The sequence below is a fragment of the Aquamicrobium terrae genome, assembly GCF_052978165.1.
Genome location: NZ_JBRKLZ010000001.1, coordinates 1,951,153 through 1,964,719, shown reverse-complemented (window position 1 = coordinate 1,964,719; position 13,567 = coordinate 1,951,153). Strand labels below are relative to the sequence as shown.

At 65.4% G+C, this 13,567-nt stretch carries 11 protein-coding genes, 1 tRNA gene and 1 pseudogene; 8 read left to right on the top strand and 5 right to left on the bottom strand.

All coding sequences use genetic code 11. The features are described from left to right. Positions 1 to 17: 17 nt before the first annotated feature. Positions 18 to 818 (top strand): ParA family protein, encoded by an 801-nt coding sequence (locus ACVCNR_RS09875; protein WP_447074624.1) that lies wholly within the window; start codon positions 18 to 20, stop codon positions 816 to 818. A 65-nt stretch (positions 819 to 883) separates the two neighbouring features. Beyond that, a pseudogene (locus ACVCNR_RS09870) lies at positions 884 to 1,761 on the top strand (ParB/RepB/Spo0J family partition protein). A gap of 241 nt (positions 1,762 to 2,002) precedes the next feature. Here the strand turns inward: ACVCNR_RS09870 and holA are convergent. Further along, complete coding sequence (gene holA, locus ACVCNR_RS09865; protein WP_447074622.1) at positions 2,003 to 3,046, bottom strand: DNA polymerase III subunit delta; 1,044 nt, start codon at positions 3,044 to 3,046, stop codon at positions 2,003 to 2,005. A gap of 349 nt (positions 3,047 to 3,395) precedes the next feature. On the opposite strand from holA, the gene ACVCNR_RS09860 reads away from it, so the two are divergent. From ACVCNR_RS09860 to lpdA, 4 genes are read left to right on the top strand one after another with little or no spacing between them, the layout of a single operon-like run. Next, complete coding sequence (locus ACVCNR_RS09860; RefSeq protein WP_354193180.1) at positions 3,396 to 4,628, top strand: 3-methyl-2-oxobutanoate dehydrogenase (2-methylpropanoyl-transferring) subunit alpha; 1,233 nt, start codon at positions 3,396 to 3,398, stop codon at positions 4,626 to 4,628. A 4-nt stretch (positions 4,629 to 4,632) separates the two neighbouring features. Further along, a complete protein-coding gene (locus ACVCNR_RS09855) occupies positions 4,633 to 5,646 on the top strand; it encodes an alpha-ketoacid dehydrogenase subunit beta (RefSeq protein WP_354193182.1) in 1,014 nt (337 codons plus the stop codon). A gap of 1 nt (position 5,647) precedes the next feature. Next, positions 5,648 to 6,955, top strand: coding sequence for a dihydrolipoamide acetyltransferase family protein (locus ACVCNR_RS09850; RefSeq protein ID WP_447074620.1), 1,308 nt, complete (start codon positions 5,648 to 5,650; stop codon positions 6,953 to 6,955). A 58-nt stretch (positions 6,956 to 7,013) separates the two neighbouring features. Then, the gene (gene lpdA, locus ACVCNR_RS09845) at positions 7,014 to 8,408 is read left to right on the top strand and encodes a dihydrolipoyl dehydrogenase (RefSeq protein WP_447074618.1); all 1,395 of its coding nucleotides are present in this window, start codon (positions 7,014 to 7,016) and stop codon (positions 8,406 to 8,408) included. 178 nt (positions 8,409 to 8,586) lie between these two features. On the opposite strand, the gene ACVCNR_RS09840 is transcribed toward lpdA, so the two are convergent. From ACVCNR_RS09840 to ACVCNR_RS09825, 4 genes are all read right to left on the bottom strand, one after another. After that, the gene (locus ACVCNR_RS09840) at positions 8,587 to 8,979 is read right to left on the bottom strand and encodes a hypothetical protein (protein WP_447074616.1); all 393 of its coding nucleotides are present in this window, start codon (positions 8,977 to 8,979) and stop codon (positions 8,587 to 8,589) included. Next, positions 8,940 to 9,191, bottom strand: a complete 252-nt coding sequence (locus ACVCNR_RS09835) for a GlsB/YeaQ/YmgE family stress response membrane protein (protein ID WP_354193187.1) — start codon at positions 9,189 to 9,191, stop codon at positions 8,940 to 8,942. Before ACVCNR_RS09835 ends, ACVCNR_RS09840 begins: the two co-directional genes overlap by 40 nt. 629 nt (positions 9,192 to 9,820) lie before the next feature. Then, a tRNA-Arg gene (locus ACVCNR_RS09830) sits at positions 9,821 to 9,897 on the bottom strand. 95 nt (positions 9,898 to 9,992) lie between these two features. Next, positions 9,993 to 11,156 carry a M20 aminoacylase family protein gene (locus tag ACVCNR_RS09825; protein WP_447074614.1) on the bottom strand — a complete coding sequence of 388 codons (1,164 nt, stop codon included), beginning with the start codon at positions 11,154 to 11,156 and terminating at the stop codon, positions 9,993 to 9,995. Between the two features lie 177 nt (positions 11,157 to 11,333). Between ACVCNR_RS09825 and ACVCNR_RS09820 the strand changes: the two genes are divergently transcribed. Both ACVCNR_RS09820 and ACVCNR_RS09815 read left to right on the top strand, forming a co-directional pair. Next, positions 11,334 to 12,446 carry a D-alanyl-D-alanine carboxypeptidase family protein gene (locus ACVCNR_RS09820; RefSeq protein ID WP_354193191.1) on the top strand — a complete coding sequence of 371 codons (1,113 nt, stop codon included), beginning with the start codon at positions 11,334 to 11,336 and terminating at the stop codon, positions 12,444 to 12,446. Between the two features lie 8 nt (positions 12,447 to 12,454). After that, positions 12,455 to 13,558, top strand: coding sequence for a CobW family GTP-binding protein (locus tag ACVCNR_RS09815; protein WP_447074613.1), 1,104 nt, complete (start codon positions 12,455 to 12,457; stop codon positions 13,556 to 13,558). The last annotated feature ends 9 nt before the right edge of the window (positions 13,559 to 13,567 follow it).

Genomic DNA, 13,567 nt, shown 5'->3' with positions numbered 1-13,567 from the left:
ATTTCCGGCAGGAAAGCATGATCAGCAGCAAACCCCGCATCATCACCGTGGCGAACCAGAAGGGCGGCGTCGGCAAGACGACGACGACGATCAATCTCGCCACCGCCCTGGCCGCCATCGGCGAGAAGGTTCTCATCGTCGATCTCGATCCGCAGGGCAATGCCAGCACGGGACTTGGCATCGAGCGCAAGGATCGCTCGGTTTCGTCTTATGACGTGCTCACCGGCGCCGCCAGCATCGAGGCGGCGGCGATGCAAACGGTCGTGCCGGGCTTGTCCATCGTGCCGTCGACCTTGGACCTGCTGGGCGTCGAGATGGAAATCGCGGCGGCGCCCGATCGGGTTTTGCGGCTGCGCAATGCCTTGCGCGCCGCGGCCGAGCGCAGCAATCCGTTCAGCTATGTGCTGATCGACTGCCCGCCGTCGCTCAATCTGCTGACCCTCAATTCGATGGCCGCGGCGGATTCGGTGCTGGTTCCGTTGCAATGCGAGTTCTTTGCGCTGGAAGGTCTCAGCCAGTTGCTGGAAACCGTGCAGCAGGTGCGCGGTTCCATCAATCCGCAACTGGAAATCCAGGGCATCGTGCTGACCATGTATGACGGCCGCAACAACCTCGCCAACCAGGTGGTTCAGGATGTGCGGGCGCATATGGGCGAGAAGGTCTACGAGACGGTCATTCCGCGCAATGTGCGGGTGTCCGAGGCCCCGTCCTATGGCAAGCCGGCCATTCTCTATGATCTGAAATGCTCGGGGAGCCAGGCTTATTTGCAGCTCGCTTCGGAAGTGATCCGCCGCGAGCGGCGCCTGCGGGCCGCATGATCCCAAGCCGGGCATGACCAGTCAGGGCCTGGATTGATTCGATAGTGAAACGGTTTTGGTGAACGATGAACGATGATCCTTCAAGAAAGCGGCTGGGGCGCGGACTGGCGGCGCTGATCGGTGAGATCGATCGTCCCGCGGAACCCGAAAAGCCGGCTGCATTGGCCGACGGCAAGGTGCCGATCGAGTTCGTGGCACCCAACCCGCGCAACCCGCGTCGGCACTTCGGCGAGGCCGAACTGACAGATCTTGCCCAGTCCATTCGTGAGCACGGCATCGTCCAGCCGGTCGTGGTGCGCCCGTCGCCGCTCCAGCAGGGTCGTTACGAGATCATCGCCGGCGAGCGCCGCTGGCGCGCGGCGCAGCGTGCCGGCCTGGCCGAAATCCCGGTCATCGTGCGCGATGTCAGCGACCGTACGGCGCTTGAACTGGCGATCATCGAAAACGTGCAGCGCGCCGATCTCAATCCGATCGAAGAGGCGCTGGGCTACGAGCAACTGATCGAGGAACACAGCTACAGCCAGGCCGATCTGGGGCAGGTGATCGGCAAGAGCCGCAGCCATGTCGCTAACACGCTGCGATTGCTGAAACTGCCCGATGTGATCCGCGACCTCGTGGTCGACGGATCCTGTCGGCCGGCCATGCCCGTACCCTGGTCACGGCCGAGGATCCGGTGGGGTTGGCCAGACGCATCATCGACGAAGGACTGTCGGTGCGCCAAGCGGAAGCGTTGGCGCAGGCGCCTGCCGCACCGGTGCGCGACAGCCGTTCCTCCGCGCCGGCGGAGAAGGATGCCGACACCATTGCGCTGGAGAAGTTGCTTGGCGATACGATCGGCATGAAGGTGTCGATCGCCCACAAGGAGCGGGGCGGTGGCGAGCTGCGCGTCGCCTACAAGACTCTCGACCAGCTCGACGAATTGTGCCGCAAGCTGAAGCTTTGAGCTGGTCCCGCTGCCCTATCGAACGGCCCGCCATCGTGCCGGCCTTTTTTTATCTTATTGTTTTTAAAGTATATTATTACCAGTTCAGGTCTGTCGGAAGCGGCCATCTACTCTCTCTGCGCACACGGAGAGAGGGAGGCAACAGCGTTGCGGACGGCATCCTTCTCCTGTCATGGGGGAAGGAGGGCAGTCCAGCCTGAACCTGAACGGCTCCAGCTTGGTTTCCTGGCCGCAAAATGCTCTATCGGCGCGAGAAGCGGGCGCTTTCCACGGCAATGCCCAGCAAAGCCTGCCGCACCAGCGCCGAGGCAAGGTCGGGACGTCGGCGCGATTGCAGCACCGCGGCCTGAAGCCGTGCCAGGGCGCGTTCGATGGCCTGCCGGTTCCAGCGCTCCAGCGTGCGTTCGATGAGCTTGCGGCGGGGAAAGAAGACCGGCGGCCGCGCGCCGGCCACGACCGAAGCGGCGTTGCGGCCGCTTTCCTCCATGGCGCCGCGCATGGCATGGATGGCATGGAACTGGCGCATGGTGCCGGACAGCGCCAGGAAGGGCTGGCCGCCGGCCTGGCAATGGCGGGCGAAGGCGCTGTCGAAATCGCCGATGCGCCCGTCCAGCACCGCGTCGACGGCGTCGTCCAGGGACTGGCCGGAAACGTCGCCGGTCATGGCCTTCACGTCCTCGAGCGAGATTTCCGGCTGGCCCAGTGCATATAGCGTCAGCTTCTGCAACTCGGCGCGGGTCGCAAGCCGGTCCCCGCCGAGATTGCGGCGCAGCGCCTGCCTTGCCTCCAGCGCCATGGTGATGCCGGCCTTGCGCAATTCGTCGTCGATCACCGCCTCGATGTCGCGACCGTCATCGGCATAGCACGGCAGGGCCATGCCGCCGTCCGCGCCTTCCACGACCGTGCGCAGCGCGGCGCCCTTCTTGAGGTCGCCGGCCTCGATCAGGATCGTGGCGTCGCGCGCCGGTTCGGCAAGCAGAGCCTTGACCTCGTCGGCCAGGCCCTTCTGGCCGGAGGCGTTGCGCACCCACAGCAGGCGGCGGTCCGAGAACATCGGTACGGTTTGGGCCTCTTCCAGCAGCCGGCCTTCGCCGCGTTCCACCTCAGCCCCGTCCAGCTTCACGACGCTGAAGGGATCGTCGAGCGGCAGGCCGGTGCGTTCGGCAAAAGCCTTGCCGCGTTCCGCCACCAGCCCGCGATCGGGGCCGTAGAGCAGCACGAGGAAGGTCTTCGGGTCCGACCGCGCCAGCCAGGAATCGACTTCATGAGCTTTCTTCTGTGCCATGCGGGATTTCTAGAGCATTGGAGCGGAAAGGGGAATCCGGTTTCCCAGCCAGACCGATGCAGGGAGTGAAAGCCATTTCACGGAAGTCGGGTTGCCTTGCGTCGGAAGTGGGCAGGCGTTTTTCGTGCGCGACGATGCTTCGGCTGGCCGCCGGCGAGCAGCTATGCGCAGCATTCATCAACGGAACAAGCCCGCCGCATTCGCTTTATTGCCGCAGGATGATCGTCAAAAATGGGAAATTGCTCGGCTTTCCTGCCAATATCCGGGCATCGCCGCTGCTGTTCCGGGTCGCTGCTGTTCGGACAGCGATTATGTGCGATGATCGGACGTGGCGACAGGAGGAGAGGTCATGACCGACACCGGAATGTTGCGATTCCATGTGCCCGAACCGGAGGTAAGGCCGGGCGGCACGCCGGATTTCTCGAATGTGCCGATCCCCAAGGCCGGCTCGGTGCCGCGGCCGCCGGTCGATGTCGATCCGCGCGAGATCCGCGATCTTGCCTTTTCCATCATCCGCGTTCTGAACCGGGCCGGTGAAGCGGTCGGCCCCTGGTCGGGCTCCCTGACCGACGAGGCGTTGCTGGAAGGCCTGCGCCATATGATGACGCTGCGCGCCTTTGATGCCCGCATGCAGATGGCGCAGCGGCAGGGCAAGACTTCCTTCTACATGCAGCATCTGGGCGAGGAGGCCGTCAGCTGCGCCTTCCGCAAGGCGCTGGCGCCCGGCGACATGAACTTCCCGACCTATCGCCAGGCCGGCCTGCTGATCGCGGGCGGCTATCCGATGGTCACCATGATGAACCAGATCTACTCCAACGAGGCCGACCCGCTGAAGGGCCGGCAATTGCCGATCATGTATTCCTCGAAGGAGCACGGCTTCTTCTCGATCTCCGGCAATCTGGCCACCCAATATATCCAGGCGGTGGGCTGGGCGATGGCCTCGGCCATCAGCGGCGACAACCGCATCGCGGTGGGCTGGATCGGCGACGGATCGACCGCAGAGTCGGATTTCCACGCCGCGCTAGTGTTCGCCTCCACCTACAAGGCGCCCGTGGTGCTCAATGTGGTCAACAACCAGTGGGCGATCTCGACCTTCCAGGGCATCGCCCGCGGCGGTTCCGGCACGTTCGCGGCGCGGGGCCTCGGTTTCGGCATTCCGGCCCTGCGTGTCGACGGCAACGACTATCTCGCCGTGCATGCTGTGGCGCAATGGGCTATCGAACGCGCCCGCCGCAATCTGGGGCCGACGCTTATCGAGTACGTCACCTACCGGGCCGGCGCGCATTCGACCTCGGACGACCCGTCCGCCTACCGTCCCAAGGCGGAATCCGATGCCTGGCCGCTCGGCGATCCGGTCATCCGGCTGAAGAACCATCTCATCCGGCTCGGCGTCTGGTCGGACGAGCGGCACGCACAGGCCGAGGCCGAGATTCTCGACACGGTGATCGCGGCGCAGAAGCAGGCCGAGGAACACGGCACGCTGCATTCGGGCAACAAGCCTTCGACGCGCGACATGTTCGAGGGGGTTTACGAACAGATGCCGCCGCATTTGCGGCGCCAGCGCCAGCAGGCGGGGGTGTAGGCCCATGGCGCGCAAGACAATGATCGAGGCCATTCGCGACGCCATGGACGTCTCCATGGGGCGCGACGAACGCGTCATCGTGTTCGGCGAGGATGTCGGCTTCTTCGGCGGCGTCTTCCGCTGCACGGCCGGCTTGCAGGCCAAATACGGCAAGAACCGCTGCTTCGACGCGCCGATCAACGAATCCGGCATCGTCGGCGCCGCCATCGGCATGGCCGCCTATGGCCTGCGCCCCTGCGTGGAAGTGCAGTTCGCCGACTATGTCTATCCGGGTTACGATCAGATCGTTTCGGAAGCGGCACGGCTGCGCTACCGCTCCAATGGCGATTTCACCTGCCCCATCGTGGTGCGCATGCCGACCGGCGGCGGCATCTTCGGCGGCCAGACCCACAGCCAAAGCCCCGAGGCGCTGTTCACCCACGTCTCCGGCCTCAAGGTCGTGGTGCCTTCCAATCCCCGCGACGCCAAGGGCCTGCTGATCGCGGCGATCGAGGATCCCGATCCAGTGATCTTCCTCGAGCCCAAGCGCCTCTATAACGGTCCCTTCGACGGCCACCACGAACGCCCGGTCACCTCATGGTCGAAGCACGAACTGGGCGAGGTGCCGGACGGGCATTATACGGTGCCGCTCGGCAAGGCCGCGGTCCGCCGCGAGGGCAGCGACGTCACCGTGCTCACCTACGGCACCATGGTCTATGTGGCCGAGGCGGCGGCCGCGGAAACCGGCGTCGACGCCGAGATCATCGACCTGCGCACGCTTTTGCCGCTCGATCTGGACGCCATCGTCGCCTCGGTCACCAAGACCGGGCGCTGCGTGGTGGTGCACGAGGCGACGCAGACTTCCGGCTTCGGTGCCGAACTGGCCGCCCTGGTGCAGGAGCACTGCTTCTATCATCTGGAAGCGCCGGTGGCGCGGGTGACGGGCTGGGACACGCCCTATCCGCATGCGCAGGAATGGGACTATTTCCCCGGGCCGGCGCGTGTCGGCCGGGCACTTGTCGAGACGATGGAGGCTTGAGATGGGCGAGCACGTCATCAGGCTTCCCGATGTCGGCGAGGGCGTGGCCGAGGCCGAGCTGGTCGAATGGCATGTCAAGATCGGCGACATGGTGCGCGAGGACACGGTGCTGGCCGCCGTGATGACCGACAAGGCGACGGTCGAGATCCCGTCGCCGGTGGAGGGCGAAATCCTGTGGCTCGGTGCCGAGATCGGCGACACGGTCGCCATCGGCTCGCCCATCGTGCGTCTCAAGGTGGCCGGCGAGGGCAATGTCCAGGAAGGCGATGCGACGCCGGAAGCGCCCCAACTGCCCCCACAGGAAAAGAAGGCTGCCGCTCCAGACCAGCCAGCCAAGCCGGCGGCTGTGGAACCAGAGAAGAAGCAGCCGGTTGCGGCTCCGGCTCAGCCGGGCGGAACCCGCAGCGCCGGCATCGGCGCGCCGCGCCGCGAGGGCGAGAAGCCGCTGGCTTCGCCGGCGGTGCGGCTGCGGGCCAGGGAAGCCGGCATTGATCTCCGGCAAGTGCCCGGCAGCGGGCCGGCGGGCCGCATCGGCCATGAGGATCTAGACGCCTTCATCGCGCGCGGCCCGCAGCCCGGCAAGGTGTCCGGCCTCGTGCGCAACGATCGCGTCGAGGAGATCAAGGTTGTCGGGCTGAGGCGCAAGATCGCCGAGAAGATGCAGCTGGCCAAGGCGCGCATCCCGCACATCACCTATGTCGAGGAGGTGGATGTGACGGCCCTGGAGGACCTGCGTGCCGGCCTCAACAAGCAGAAGCCCGGCGCGGACCGGCCGAAGCTGACGCTGCTGCCCTTCCTCATGCGCGCCATGGTCAAGGCCATTGCCGAACAGCCGCATCTCAACGCGCTCTATGACGACGATGCCGGCATCATCCGCCAATATGGCGGGGTGCATATCGGCATCGCTGCGCAGACCGCCAGCGGCCTCGTGGTTCCGGTGGTCAAGCACGTCGAAGCCCGCGACCTGTGGGAGTGCGGCGCCGAGCTGAACCGGCTGGCGGAAGCCGCGAAATCCGGCACCGCGACGCGCGAGGAGCTTTCCGGCTCGACCATCACCATCACCTCGCTCGGCGCCATGGGCGGCGTGGTGACGACGCCGGTCATCAACTATCCGGAAGTCGCGATCATCGGCGTCAACAAGATGATGGTGCGCCCGATGTGGGACGGAACGCAGTTCGTGCCGCGCAAGATGATGAACCTGTCGTCCTCCTTCGACCACCGTGTCATCGATGGCTGGGATGCCGCCGTCTTCGTGCAGCGCATCAAGGCGCTGCTCGAGACCCCGGCCATGATCTTCGTCGAGGGCTAGCCATGCAAAAAGAAAGCCGGCTCATGATCGCCAATCTTACGGGCAAGGGAGATCGTCGATGAAGGAGATTTCCTGCAAGCTTCTGATCATCGGCGCCGGCCCGGGCGGCTATGTGTGCGCCATTCGCGCCGGCCAGCTCGGGCTCGACACCGTCATCGTCGAAGCCGGCAAGCCAGGCGGCACCTGCCTCAACATCGGCTGCATCCCCTCCAAGGCCCTGATCCATGCCGCCGAAGCCTTCGAGCAAGCCAGGGCGCGCGCCGGGGGCGACGATCCGCTGGGTGTTTCGGCAGCCGCGCCGAGCCTCGATTTTGGCAAAACGGTTGGGTGGAAAGATGCAATCGTTAGTCGGCTTACCAGCGGCGTTGCCGGGCTTTTGAAGAAAGCCAAGGTCAAATATGTGCAGGGTCATGCCCGGTTCCGCGATGGCAAGACCATCGAGGTGGAGACGGAAACCGGCCTGCAGATCATCCGGGCCGAGACCGTCGTTATCGCCACCGGTTCGGCGCCGGTGGAACTGCCCTCGCTGTCGTTCGGCGGGCGGGTGATCTCGTCTACCGAGGCGTTGTCGCTCGCGGACGTGCCGCAGAAGCTGGCCGTGGTGGGGGGCGGTTATATCGGGCTCGAACTCGGCACTGCCTTCGCCAAGATGGGCGCCAAGGTCACCATCGTCGAGGCGCTGCCGCGCATTCTTGCCCAATATGACGCCGAGCTGGTGCGGCCGGTGTCGAAGCGGCTTGCGGCGCTCGGCATCGATGTGCTGGTCGGCGCGAGGGCCAAGGGCCTGTCCTCGAAGGGCGATGCGCTGCTGATCGAGACGGCCGACGGCAAGGACAGGAAGATCGCCGCCGACAAGGTGCTGGTCACCGTCGGCCGCAGGCCGGTGACGGACGGCTGGGGCCTGGAGGAAATCGACCTCGACATGAACGGCCGCTTCATCCGTATCGACGACCGCTGCCGTACCTCCATGCGCGGCATCTATGCCATCGGCGACGTCACCGGCGAGCCGATGCTGGCGCACCGGGCCATGGCGCAGGGCGAGATGGTGGCCGAGATCGTCGCCGGTCACCGACGCAGCTGGGACAAGCGCGCCATTCCCGCCATCTGCTTCACCGATCCCGAACTGGTGACGGCCGGCCTGTCGCCCGAGGAAGCCAGGGCGCTGGGCGAGATCAAGATCGGGATGTTCCCGTTCTCCGCCAATGGCCGGGCCATGACGAAGCAGGGCGAGGACGGCTTCGTGCGCGTGGTGGCGCGGGCCGACAACCATCTGGTGCTGGGCATCCAGGCGGTCGGGCAGGGCGTGTCGGAACTGGCGGCGGCCTTCGGCCTGGCGCTGGAGATGGGCGCGCGGCTGGAGGATATCGCCGGCACCATCCATGCGCATCCCACGCAAGGCGAGGCCTTCCAGGAAGCCGCGCTCAAGGCGCTCGGCATGGCGCTGCATATTTGAACGGAAGCGCAAACGCGGCAGGGGAAAGCCGCGTCGCTGATAATCGGCCGCGGGGTGAATGGTTGCCGCTACCCCTCCATGGCCAGCACCGCAATGATGGCGATCACGGAAAGGATGATCACCATCAGGGGATATTTGCGCGGGGGAGGGGCGCTGTCGGTCGGTTTTTCCGAGCCGGTCATCGAAACACGCACTCCTGGACCAGAGTTTCGAGGTTTCCCGGCCGGGCGGTCCGGAAGGTGACGGCCGTCTGGTTCTGGCCCGCATCCGCAAACTCGACGACAGTGCTGTCGGGCTGCTCGCTCCCTACGAATATACGGACCATGCGGAAGCCGTAGAGGTCATCCCTGCGCCGGAAGTTTTCCGGACCGACGCTTTCATAAAAGCAATCGGCCAGCTGCCGGTAATGCCCCGAGACGATCGTGGTCTTGAAGGTCGAAGCCGTGAACTGGCACCCGGCGAGAAGCGACAGGGCAAGCAGGGGGAGCCCAACGCACCGGCCGACAATCGTGGCGGATTGCCCTCGCACCATTATCCGCGCACTGCCCGCGCACCCCAGATCAGGATGCATGCACCGATGCAACCGGCGACGAGGTAGCCAAGCCAGCCGCCGAACGACACGCCGAGAAGGCCGAAAATGAAACTGGCCACCGCGGCGCCGATGATCCCCAGAATGATGTTCATGAAGATGCCGGTGTTGCTGTCCATGAACCGGGATGCGATCCAGCCGGCCAGGCCGCCGATGATAATTGCCGCAATCCAGCCGATGCCTGCTTCTTCCATGCCAATTCTCCTCGTCACGCGTTATGAAAAAGAATGGGAAACGAGGATGAAAGGTCAAGGTCGGCCGCGCCCTGGAGCATTTTTTATCGGCCCCTGTGGCAGAATAGACAGTGGGGTTTGGCGGGAAAAAGCGCGCGCAACAATGGCTGGACCATAGCCGTCCCTAGAAAACGGCAAAAACGCCTGCATCAGAAAATAACCGGCAAATGCGGAAATCAAAATCAGGGGGGATGACCATGATCATCATTCTCCCGGAGTTCCGAATTAACAAAACTGGAAGTACGCCGCCAATGATGACCGGAAGAAGGACAAGGAACCAGCTCAGATAGATGAGGTGGTGATCATGCATTGCAGGAATTGCCGATGATTCCCTGCAAGGCACAAATCCGGGCAGCAGGCCGCCGCCTTAACCGACCGTTAACTTGCCGGGCGCAGGGATGATCGGCACCCCGCCTTGCGGGAAGGCACTCAGGCAACAGGCCCGCCATCCGCAAGGGTGGCGGGCTCTTTCGCATTGTCTCTTTGCAAACGGATTGTTGCAGATGGGACGGGAGGGACCTTTTGGACGCGGAACAGCTTGGCTGCGGCATGAAAATCCCGCAAAGGATGTGACAGGCCCGGAATTTTGCTGGTGATCCCGGCAGGAATCGAACCTGCGACCTACAGATTAGGAATCTGCCGCTCTATCCTACTGAGCTACGGGACCACTGGCGCAGACACATAACGGTTTCGCGCCCGCTCGCCAAGGCGGGGCGCTTCAAAAACACGCGCCGCCGCGCAAATCCGCGCATCCGCCCCGGCTTAGGGCGCCAGCGCCGTCTCCGCCAGCCGCACCCAGTAGCTGACGCCGTGCGGGATCGCCTCGTCGTTGAAGTCGTAGGCGGGGTGGTGCAGCCCGGCGCTGTCGCCATTGCCGAGGAAGATGAAGGCGCCGGGGCGCGCTTCCAGCATGTAGGAAAAATCCTCGCCGGCCATCAGCGGCGGCATGTCCCGGTCCACCAGGGCGGCGCCGGCAATGGCGGCGGCGACATCGCCGGCGAAGGCGGTTTCGGGCGCATGGTTGAAGGTCACCGGATAGTTGGGCCGCAAATCGACGTCCACCGAGACGCCGAACGTGGCGGCGATGCCGTCGCAGACCGCCTTCAGCCGTTCTTCCGCCAGCTTCGCGGTTTCGGCCTTCAATGTGCGCACGGTGCCGGCCAATTCCGCCTGCTCGGGAATGATGTTGTGGGCATCGCCGGCATGGAACTTCGTCACCGACACCACCGCCGCCTCCAGAGGATCCACATTGCGCCCGACGATGGATTGCAGCGCGGTCACCAGATGGCTGGCCGCCACGATCGGATCGAGGGTACGCTGGGGCATGGCGGCGTGGCCGCCCCGGCCGGCCACCTTGATGTCGAACTCGGCGGTCGCGGCTAGAATGGGACCCTGCCTGGTGGCGAAGTTCCCGACCGGCAGGCCGGGAAGATTGTGCATCCCGAACACGTTCTCGATGCCGAAGCGGTCCATCAGCCCGTCCTTGACCATTTCGCGGCCGCCGCCGCCGCCTTCCTCGGCCGGCTGGAAGATCACGGCGACCGTGCCGGCAAAATTGCGGGTCTCGGCCAGATAGGAAGCCGCGCCGAGCAGCATGGCGGTGTGGCCGTCATGGCCGCAGGCGTGCATCTTGCCGGTGCGGGTCGAGGCATAGGGCTTGCCGGTGATCTCGCCGATCGGTAGCGCGTCCATGTCGGCGCGTAGGCCGATTGTGCGGCCCTGGCCCAGCTTTCCGCGGATGAGACCGACCACGCCGGTGCGGCCGATGCCCGTCACCACCTCGTCGCAGCCGAATGCGGCCAGCTTGTCGGCCACGAAGGCGGCGGTCTCGACCACGTCGAAGCCAAGTTCCGGTCTGCTGTGCAGATGGCGGCGCCAGCCGGCGACTTCTTCCTGCATTTCGGCGGCGCGGTTCAGGATGGGCATGGTTTCTCTCGGCTCCGGATGGACAAATCGCGGTCGCGGGATGACGACCGGCCTTTGCCATGTTGACGACATATAGGTTAAATAGCACCGGCTGAAGCGGCCGGGGAAGAGCGGGCAGCGCCATTGCCGCGCGCCCGAGGGCCAGACCGACCACGGCACAGGATGTTCAGGATTACCATGACGACCACGCGTTTCGTGAAACTGGCGCTTTTCGGCGCGCTCGGGCTCGGTGCCCTCCCGGCTCCGGCAGCCGCCAACCCGACGCTGCTGTTCGAGCTGAACACGGGCAGGGTGCTTGCGCATGAAGATGCGTTCAAGCGCTGGTACCCGGCTTCGCTTACCAAGCTGATGACGGCCTATGTCACCTTCCGCGCCATCGAGGCGGGCGAGGTGGCGCTCGATTCGCCGATCAAGATGACGCGTAACGCCGTCAACCAGCCGCCGAGCAAGATGGGCTTCAAGACCGGCCAGGTGATGCGGCTCGACAATGCGCTCAAGATGATGCTCGTCAAGTCCGCCAACGATATCGCCATGGCCATCGGCGAGAATATCGGCGGCACCCAGGCCGATTTTGCCCTTCGCATGAATGCGGAAGCCGCGCGCCTCGGCATGAGCGGCAGCCATTTCGTCAACCCCAACGGGCTGTTCTCGCCCGAGCAATACACGACGGCGCGCGACATGGCGGTGCTGGTCACGGCGCTGCGCCGCGATTTCCCGCAGTATAATTCCTGGTACGGCATCGAGGGGCTCGCCTTCGGCAAGAGCAAGATCCCCAATTACAATCTTCTGGTCGGCCGCTATCCGGGTGCCGACGGCATGAAGACCGGCTTCGTGTGCGAATCGGGCTTCAATCTGGTCGGCACGGCGACCCGCAACGGGCGCACGCTGGCGGCCGTGGTGTTCGGGGAGAAGAACGGGCTTGCCCGCGCCGAGGCGGTGGCGAAGCTGCTCGACGCCGGTTTCGCCACGCAGGGCCAGGGCAGCGCCAGCCTCGCGACGCTGGCGCCCTATGGCGATACGCAGACGCCGACGGACCTGCGCCCGGTGATCTGCAAGCCCGCCCAGGCCGCCGCCCAGTCGGAGGCCTCGACCGGGCCGAAGGAAGGGCCGAAATCGATCTACCAGCAGAAGCTGACCGATCCCAAGCTGGTCGTGGTCAGCCTCGGAGGCGCCACCGGCCCGGTGCCGAAGGCCATGGTCGGCCGCGTCGAATATGCCGACGTGCCGGTGCCGAGCTGGCGGCCCGACCTGCCGCCGCCGGCCTTCGCCGCCTCGGCCCAGGGCGGCTGACCCGCTCCATGCCCGGCTTTCCCATTCCCGTCACGGTGCTGACCGGCTTCCTCGGCTCCGGCAAGACGACGCTGCTCAACCGGCTCCTCAAGACCCCCGAGCTGAAGGACACCGCCGTCATCATCAACGAGTTTGGTGACGTCGCCATCGACCATCTGCTGGTCGAGCAGGCTTCCGACGGGATCATCGAACTGTCGGATGGCTGCCTGTGCTGCACGGTGCGCGGCGAGCTGGTCGATACGCTGGCCGAGCTGGTCGACCGGGTGCAGACCGGACGCATCGCAGCCCTGTCGCGCGTCGTCATCGAGACGACCGGCCTTGCCGATCCCGCGCCGGTGCTGCGGTCGATCATGGCGCATCCGGTGCTGGTGCAGGCCTTCCGCCTGGACGGCGTTCTGACGCTGGTCGATGCCGTCAACGGCGCAGCCACCCTTGACGCCCATATGGAGGCGGTGAAGCAGGCGGCGGTTGCCGACCGCATCGTCCTCTCCAAGCTCGACATGGTCGCCGACGAGGCGGTTCCGGCCGGGCTGACGGCGCGGCTCAGCCGGCTCAATCCGTCGGCGCCGATCCTCGATGTCCGCAATGCCGGGCTGCGGGACCTGTTCGGTTGCGGGCTCTACGACCCCGAAACCAAGACCGCCGACGTGCGCCGCTGGCTGGGGGAAGCGCGGCATGACCATGATAACTATGCCTGCGAGGGGCACCACGACCACGACGCGCACCATCGCCACCACCATCACGACGGGCGCATCCGCACCGACACCTTGGTCCATGACGGGCCGGTGCCTTTCGCGGCCATCGAGATGTTCCTCGACCTGCTGCGCTCCACCCATGGCGAGAACCTGCTGCGCATGAAGGGCATCGTCGAGCTGGCCGAGGACCCGTCACGGCCGCTGGTGGTGCATGGCGTTCAGAAGATCCTGCATCCGCCGGCGCGCCTGCCCGCATGGCCGGACGACAAGCGCGGCACGCGGTTGGTGCTGATCACCTTCGACATGCCGGGCGACTATGTGGCGCGTCTGTTCGCGGCGATCACCAATGTGCCGCAGATCGACATGCCGGACCGCGCGGCGCTCGAAGGCAATCCGCTGGCCATCCCGGGACGATAAGCCCCGGAC

What these genes read in the sequence shown, in the direction of transcription:
- ACVCNR_RS09855 (WP_354193182.1), top strand. Translation starts at nt 4,633, where the DNA reads ATGGCGCGCAAGACAATGATCGAGGCCATTCGCGACGCCATGGACGTC.
- holA (WP_447074622.1), bottom strand. Translation starts at nt 3,046, where the DNA reads ATGGCACAGAAGAAAGCTCATGAAGTCGATTCCTGGCTGGCGCGGTCG.
- ACVCNR_RS09875 (WP_447074624.1), top strand. Translation starts at nt 18, where the DNA reads ATGATCAGCAGCAAACCCCGCATCATCACCGTGGCGAACCAGAAGGGC.
- ACVCNR_RS09825 (WP_447074614.1), bottom strand. Translation starts at nt 11,156, where the DNA reads ATGCCCATCCTGAACCGCGCCGCCGAAATGCAGGAAGAAGTCGCCGGC.
- ACVCNR_RS09860 (WP_354193180.1), top strand. Translation starts at nt 3,396, where the DNA reads ATGACCGACACCGGAATGTTGCGATTCCATGTGCCCGAACCGGAGGTA.
- lpdA (WP_447074618.1), top strand. Translation starts at nt 7,014, where the DNA reads ATGAAGGAGATTTCCTGCAAGCTTCTGATCATCGGCGCCGGCCCGGGC.
- ACVCNR_RS09835 (WP_354193187.1), bottom strand. Translation starts at nt 9,191, where the DNA reads ATGGAAGAAGCAGGCATCGGCTGGATTGCGGCAATTATCATCGGCGGC.
- ACVCNR_RS09820 (WP_354193191.1), top strand. Translation starts at nt 11,334, where the DNA reads ATGACGACCACGCGTTTCGTGAAACTGGCGCTTTTCGGCGCGCTCGGG.
- ACVCNR_RS09815 (WP_447074613.1), top strand. Translation starts at nt 12,455, where the DNA reads ATGCCCGGCTTTCCCATTCCCGTCACGGTGCTGACCGGCTTCCTCGGC.
- ACVCNR_RS09840 (WP_447074616.1), bottom strand. Translation starts at nt 8,979, where the DNA reads ATGCATCCTGATCTGGGGTGCGCGGGCAGTGCGCGGATAATGGTGCGA.
- ACVCNR_RS09850 (WP_447074620.1), top strand. Translation starts at nt 5,648, where the DNA reads ATGGGCGAGCACGTCATCAGGCTTCCCGATGTCGGCGAGGGCGTGGCC.